This is a genomic window from Psychrobacter sp. FME13, assembly GCF_014861395.1.
In the GTDB taxonomy this organism is placed as follows: Bacteria; Pseudomonadota; Gammaproteobacteria; order Pseudomonadales; family Moraxellaceae; genus Psychrobacter.
The window spans coordinates 1-6,734 of the sequence record NZ_RRYV01000168.1 but is presented as its reverse complement, the minus strand read 5'-3'; the positions used below and the strand labels follow the sequence as shown (position 1 = coordinate 6,734).

Annotated in this window: 5 protein-coding genes; all 5 read left to right on the top strand. The window is 35.4% G+C overall.

Annotation, left to right across the window (positions count from 1 at the left end; all coding sequences use genetic code 11):
* The first annotated feature begins 69 nt into the window (after positions 1 to 69).
* The 5 genes from EI164_RS13870 to EI164_RS13850 all read left to right on the top strand — a co-directional run bounded on the left by EI164_RS13870 (position 70) and on the right by EI164_RS13850 (position 6,595).
* Complete coding sequence (locus EI164_RS13870; protein ID WP_192520519.1) at positions 70 to 1,290, top strand: DUF2345 domain-containing protein; 1,221 nt, start codon at positions 70 to 72, stop codon at positions 1,288 to 1,290.
* Positions 1,290 to 3,566, top strand: coding sequence for a glycosyl hydrolase 108 family protein (locus EI164_RS13865; protein WP_192520518.1), 2,277 nt, complete (start codon positions 1,290 to 1,292; stop codon positions 3,564 to 3,566). Before EI164_RS13870 ends, EI164_RS13865 begins: the two co-directional genes overlap by 1 nt.
* A 64-nt stretch (positions 3,567 to 3,630) precedes the next feature.
* On the top strand, positions 3,631 to 4,884 hold the full coding sequence (locus EI164_RS13860; RefSeq protein WP_192520517.1) for a hypothetical protein: 1,254 nt from the start codon (positions 3,631 to 3,633) through the stop codon (positions 4,882 to 4,884).
* Between the two features lie 39 nt (positions 4,885 to 4,923).
* Positions 4,924 to 5,565: a hypothetical protein gene (locus EI164_RS13855; RefSeq protein WP_192520516.1), complete on the top strand. Its 642-nt coding sequence runs from the start codon at positions 4,924 to 4,926 to the stop codon at positions 5,563 to 5,565.
* Positions 5,566 to 5,947: 382 nt separating this feature from the next.
* Positions 5,948 to 6,595, top strand: coding sequence for a hypothetical protein (locus EI164_RS13850; RefSeq protein WP_192520515.1), 648 nt, complete (start codon positions 5,948 to 5,950; stop codon positions 6,593 to 6,595).
* The last annotated feature ends 139 nt before the right edge of the window (positions 6,596 to 6,734 follow it).

Genomic DNA, 6,734 nt, shown 5'->3' with positions numbered 1-6,734 from the left:
TTCTTTGGGTTAGTATAGCCTCTTAGCAGTTGTCCAATTTAATTATGCCACTACAGTCTACAGTGGACGGTGAATACTGGTGCGCGCGCTAATGCTGAGACACCCACCATCACTTCTAATGCGACCTTCGCCCCTGATGAGCATGTCGTTGCATTGGGTACACTACGCCACCGCTTTAGCAATCATCAATCAAATGATAGTGGTCAAGGCATCAATGTCGCTACCGATCATGGGCTACAGATTAGTGGTGATACAGGAGTACTACTCTCTACCTTTAATATCAGACACACGCAAACTGAGCATGAGTCTGCGTGGGTCAATGATGCAGGACAGCAGCAGTTAAAGTTAGGTGCTGAGCTGAGCGAGACATTAGTGGAGGCCAAGCACGCACACCTGCAATCGACGGAGGCACTCAGTAATGCCCGAGCGTCGATAGAAGGGTTTAAGAGTACGGCACAAATCATCGATGAGACGTTGAATACTGAAGTGCTTGGCGCAGCAGATGTGCTGCTCGTAAGCAAAGATAGTATCCTCGCATCGGGCAGCAATACACTGTGGACAGCGAAAACGATCGTGAGACAGTCTGGCAGCACGCAATCAGATATGGTGGCAGGTAGTTATACGCTGGCGGCAAATACGATTGATTCACTCTCAGGCGTCGGTGGTCAAGCGGGTCTATCAGGGCTACATATCAGTGCCAATACCAAACCTGTGGCGATACAAGCACAAGGCGGTGAGTTGCAACTGCATAGTCAGCAAAGTATGACAATCGGTAGTGAGTCGGGACAGGTCAACCTCTCAAGTCCGAAGCGGATTAAGCTACAAACGTCAGCTGGGGCTTCTATTACCATCGATGATAGTGGTATTAAGCTGGTCTGCCCGGGCACGGTTAAGATTAAAGCGGTGAAGAAAGAGATGGTTGCGGGGGCAAAAGCCAATTACTCGCTTCCGATGATGCCTGATACTATTCCGCTGTTTAGTAATAAACTCGATGTTTATGATTTGTTTGTGAATGCAAATTTTGATGAGGTTGATTACGTAGCAATGTTAGGTGATGGTCAGATAGTTGAAGGAACGTTAGATGAACATGGACGGACTGGTCGGTTGATGTCAATGGAGTCTCAAGAAGTTGAGGTATTAGTAGGATACTTAGATAACTGGAGTGTAGAATTTGATACAGAACATGAAGAGCCTGAGACTATTGATGAAGTAGAGTTCGAATACTCAGACGCAGAATGTGCTTGTAATGCGCCCGCAGAAGATATCGCTTTTTTAGAGGATGAAGAATAATGTCAAATAGTCAAAAAAAGCTTACTGCATGGTTTGTATTGCTTGATGCGCAAAGCAAAGTTCTGAAAAATATTGAATACAAGGTCACAGCAGTTAACAGTAATGAGGAAGAGGAACACGTCGTTAAAGGTAAAACTAATAGTAAAGGGGCAACTTATGAGTTTGTTAAACCTATCCATACTAAGCTTTGTCTTTATGTAAAAATAGGAACTAAAGACTTTAAAAAAGCTGGAAATATATCGTTACCACCAGTTAAAGAAAATAGACTTAAAATTAAGGCTAAAATCAGTGCAGTTTTAATTGACTCAAAACTAAAAAAACATGGCAACGAAGCAGGTAGTATCAAGCGTAAAGATTACAAAGTAGTTACAGGTGATACCTTAGAAAGTATTGCTAAAAAACATAACACGGACATTGCAACATTAAAGCGTTTGAATCCAAAAATAAAAAGTATTCATAAGATATTCGCAGGTCATTGGTTAAAAGTCCCAGTTCAAATCGGTGATGTCGGCAAAGAAACGGAAGATAAGCCTTCTCCATCAGTTTCGACGAAGCCGCCTGCTACAAAAACTAAGGGTAGTGAACCTGTAGATTCAGAGCAACCCTGGTACGATAAAGCTTGGGATAGTGTTAAAGATATTCATGATGAAGCAGACGCTATGATTGATAGAGCAGAAGAAGCTATCAAGGATGGGCAGCAAAAAATAATAAAAGGAACACTTGAGGCGATGGAAAGTGTCACTGATGCAAGTGAGAAGTTATATGACACATTATTTGGTGATAAGGAGGATACTACACCATCTAATACCAATCCTACCCAAAATAAGGGTAAAGTTGATGAACCCAAATTAGATGTGAAGAAAGAAACCGGTAATAATCAAAAGGGGAACCCTGTCGAACAAATTACCTATGACAGTGATACGACTGTTTATCATATTTATTTTGATGGACGTATAGAACGTCAGCACCCCAAAGCAGAAAAATATGCTGCATTCGTTTATTACGATGAAGGTGGCAGTAAACACTATTTAGGGAAAACTAAATATATTAAAACGCCACGTTACGGTGGAGGAAAAGATGTATATTTAGTTAATATTGGTGGAGATAGTGAAAGTAGTAAATATGATGGCAGTCAGATTGATGACAATAATATATCATCAGTTGAAAAAGAGAAAAGATTGTCAAAATATAGAAAAGGCAAAGTCAGCTATAATATATTTATGAATTCTAAAGAGTATCAACGCTATTATTTGTCTGGGGTTGCGATGGCTACATTTTTAGGAGCGCTATGTAAATTAGGATATGATGATATCTCTTTTAACGGAGCTAGTAAAATTGACGGAAGCCCTGGCCCTAGTAGTAGTCATACTAATGGTAAATGCATTGATATAAGATATCTTAGAAAAGACAAAAAAGCTTTAGAGATGATATTAGACGATCATAATTATGATTCTCAATATGATCATGAGAGAAACATAAGACTTGTTAATACTATGCATGAGTTTGGTTGGGGCAAAAGAAAAAGACCTGACAATTCAATAGTAAAAATGCTTAGTGTATATTTTACTAATCCTAAAGCAGGTATAAATAAGAGTTATATTTTGCCACATTGTGGACCTTATCGAGGGCATGATAATCATCTCCATCTTCAAGGATTAGTAGCAGATATTAAAGATATTGATGTTATTCATAAAGAACCTGAAAACGAGAATGTTCAACCTACAGATGACTGTACAAAGAAATTTCATAGAGTATCTAAAATTATTCTTCGTCACGAAGGTGGTTATGTTGATGATCCGACTGATAAAGGCGGTAAAACAAATATGGGTATTGCGTGGAAAACATGGTTGACATATGCTAAATCTGATTTAGGTCTTGAGCCAACTAAAAATAACTTAAAAAATATAACATCTGAACAAGCTGAGATCATTTATCGTAAAAGGTATTGGGAGCCTAAAGGTTTTTGTAAAGTTGAAAACGACAAGGTTGGTTTAATGATATATGATTGGTCAATTACTTCGGGTGGGGCTGGAAAAGAGGTTCAAAAATTACTTACTAACGAATTCAAGCAAGACGTTGGTATTATTGATGGCGCTATCGGATCCAAAACTATACAAGCCGTAAACAATGTTGAGAATCAAAAACTATTACTAGAGAGAATAGCGGCTATTCGAAGAGAATATTACCATATGCTTGTAAGACAGAGACCTAAAAATAGTAAATATATTAAAGGTTGGCTCAATAGAGTTGAAAGTTGTTTGAATGCTAATATTTGAAACTTAGTCCACAGTATTTTACACAATTAGATTAATTTGTGACAAAGAGTATAAGGAATCAACTATGACTGTTTTTAAAAAATTGATTGTATTATCATTTTTAATATTACTTCAATCCAGTTGTAGTTCAGAAACGGTCAATCATCAACAAAATAATATCTTAACTACCTCTAATCAGTCAGACAGTCGCAACTACTCACAGTATCTCGGTAAATGGAGCGTCGATACTTACGACTCTAATCAGGAACCTATCTCGTCTTTATCTGTAGATATAGATGACTTATCTACATCCAATATTGAAGGTAAATATTGCTATATTAGTAGGTATGGTAAGAAAATTGACTGTCTTAACGATTTTCAAGGCTTTGCTATAGGTGATAATCAATATTTAATAACATTTGATAGTTCATTCGATAACATACAAGGCAAAGCAATTTTAACTTTAGAAGAAAAAAAAGTAATTTGGATGCTTAAAGAGTTTCCTGCTGACTTAGGTGTTTCTGCTCGTAAACATGCAATATTACTTAAAGATAAAAATCAACAAATATCCAAAATAAATGCAGATTCAGAATTACATGCTATAGAATATATTATAAATGTAGAAAGAGCTTTTATATATAAGCAGCCTAATATTAATTCTAAGACTTCATCATATTTTATAGCAGGTGATGAGATTGAGGTACTATCTACTAAAGATGATTGGGTAGAGACTTCTTATCTAAAGGGTTCAAAGACAGGTTGGTTACGTCTTAAAGATCTCGAAGAAAAAAAATATTCCAACTCAACGCCCAAAGAATTGACTAGTAGTAAAATAAAGAATGCATCAGAAAGTATTCAGCTGGTTAAATCTAATCAAAAAAAATATGTTTTAAACAAAGATGGTATTAGTAATATTTCTCTAGGACAAAAGTTTAAACCGAATGAATTTACTAAATTCGAGAGTCAGTTAGAAGGTGTTGATAACTGTTTCCTCGCAAACTCTAATCTGTATCCAGATCATCAATACTCACTATCTTTTCAGTTTTTTGGTGATCTGTTAACTGGTGTCAGTGTCTCTAAAGGTGGTACTACCAATTTTGATAGTTTTACATCATATATGGGTGTCAAAATTGGAGATACTGTTGAAACGGTAATGAAGCTACACAACAAGCAGCCTGACGAAACATTGGATAGTCCACATACTGATGATCCTATTTTTATATATTGGACTGATAGTTCTAAAAAGATAGGCATGCGCTATGATACTGTAAATGGAGAAGTATCAAGCATGAGCCTTAACTATAATCCATATATTCGTTATTTTGAAGGCTGTGGTTAATGGGTAAGTTTTAATTATTAGAAAGTTAAGAGGATATATATGCTTATAAGATTATTAATATTACCTATCTTGCTAACCTTATTTTTAGCATCTTGTGCTGAAAAAATAAACAATAATGATTCAGGTGACCTCAAAGCCACAGAAGTGCAAAGTAATTTCAAGAAAAGTAGTGATGTAGAACCTATTAGAACCAATACTGTCAGCGATAAAATTATTACAGCGAGTGGTACTAAAAACTTTACTCTACTCGATACTATTGAAGATATTGAATCTAAATTAGGTATGTCTTTAAATTTAGAGCACACTATCAATGAGTGCTCTATGGATAGTAGCAACTCAGAATTTCAATTGCTGTTTTTGCGTGACACTCTAATCTCAGTTGAATTTTTCGATTCTAGCTACCAAACCAGTAAAGGCTTTAAGGTAAACGATAACATCTCTAAACTCTTGAGTACCCATCCAGAAGTCGAGTATCACGAATATACAAGCAATATGGGTGATGAAAGCTACTATATGACAAATAGATATTATACGACTCGACCCAATGCTCAAGGTAATACATTGACTTTTAATGTTTCAGACAGATATCCTGATACTATTACAGACACGGATCCTAATACTATTAGCAGTATATCCGTATCCAATAATTTAGATGATAGTAGTATTTGTAGTGTCTACTAAAAAACTATGCTTAACTCACGATAAAAACATTATGAATACTAAAACATGTGATTAGAATAAATTTTGTGAAAATTTTGAAATATATCACTCATAGCAAACGAATATGGCTTATACCTACCCACACCCAACAAAAAACCCCGCATCATGATGACACGGGGTTTTCTTGTTTTAAGTATAAGGCTTTCAATTTTAAAAGCTTATGTACTCAAGATTAGGTCAACTGAGCCACATTAATCTTGTCCTATTCTTCAGTGTGCTCTGACATACGGTCGAAGTTCATGTATTGATACATTTCCTCACCCATGCTATCTAGCAGCCTATCATGACAGCCATTTGCATTCAATGTTCGATGAAAAGCGCGTAAAAATAATTAGAGAATAATATGTTTAAATATAGCTTAATATTTGTAATGGCCACACTTTGCTCCTGTAGTGTAGATACAAGTGAAACAAAAACTTCGTCTCCTTTAAATGAAACATTATCTAAAGAACTTAGTTCTACAGATTTACACTCTACAGGTATGGGTATCAGACAAATTTCTGATAAAGAATTTATACCTCTACTAGAAAAATCATGTACAGCTGAAAATCTTTCTTACCCCGAAAAATGCTTATATTACGACAAAGTTAGTAATTATAGTTTTGATAGTATAAACCTTGATAGTTTCTCAGGTGCTAACAGTAAAGTCATGCTAAATACTAGACTGCTCTTAGGGTCAAAGAATGATGATGGTGATTATTCTACTAAAACACTTGAGTTAAATACGAATATTGATGGGTTAGAGGTTGATTCTATCAATATTTATGAATATGAATTTAATGAGTATTCATATAATGAACGTATTTTCTATATGAATCAGGATTTTGAACTATGGATTCTTAATTCAATCATGTTTGAAGGTGTCTTATATATCGTATCTTGGGAAAAATATAATATCGATCCCAAAACTGGGAAAATATCAATTGACTCTACAGTGCATTACACTTCAATTCATGAATCGGAATCAATTTACAAAGGGTTGATAATGTAAGTGGTCAAAATAGAATATCAACGTTAAAATTCTATTTATCATAGGATAAATTTTCAATTGAATAAAACTTTATCACCGCTACGTGGTAACCCTCCCAAACTTAAGACACCTAATAAATAGAATTAAGCTGCCTGATTGA

Coding starts and splice junctions, on each gene's coding strand:
- EI164_RS13865 (WP_192520518.1), top strand. CDS start 1,290: ATGTCAAATAGTCAAAAAAAGCTTACTGCATGGTTTGTATTGCTTGAT.
- EI164_RS13860 (WP_192520517.1), top strand. CDS start 3,631: ATGACTGTTTTTAAAAAATTGATTGTATTATCATTTTTAATATTACTT.
- EI164_RS13855 (WP_192520516.1), top strand. CDS start 4,924: ATGCTTATAAGATTATTAATATTACCTATCTTGCTAACCTTATTTTTA.
- EI164_RS13850 (WP_192520515.1), top strand. CDS start 5,948: ATGTTTAAATATAGCTTAATATTTGTAATGGCCACACTTTGCTCCTGT.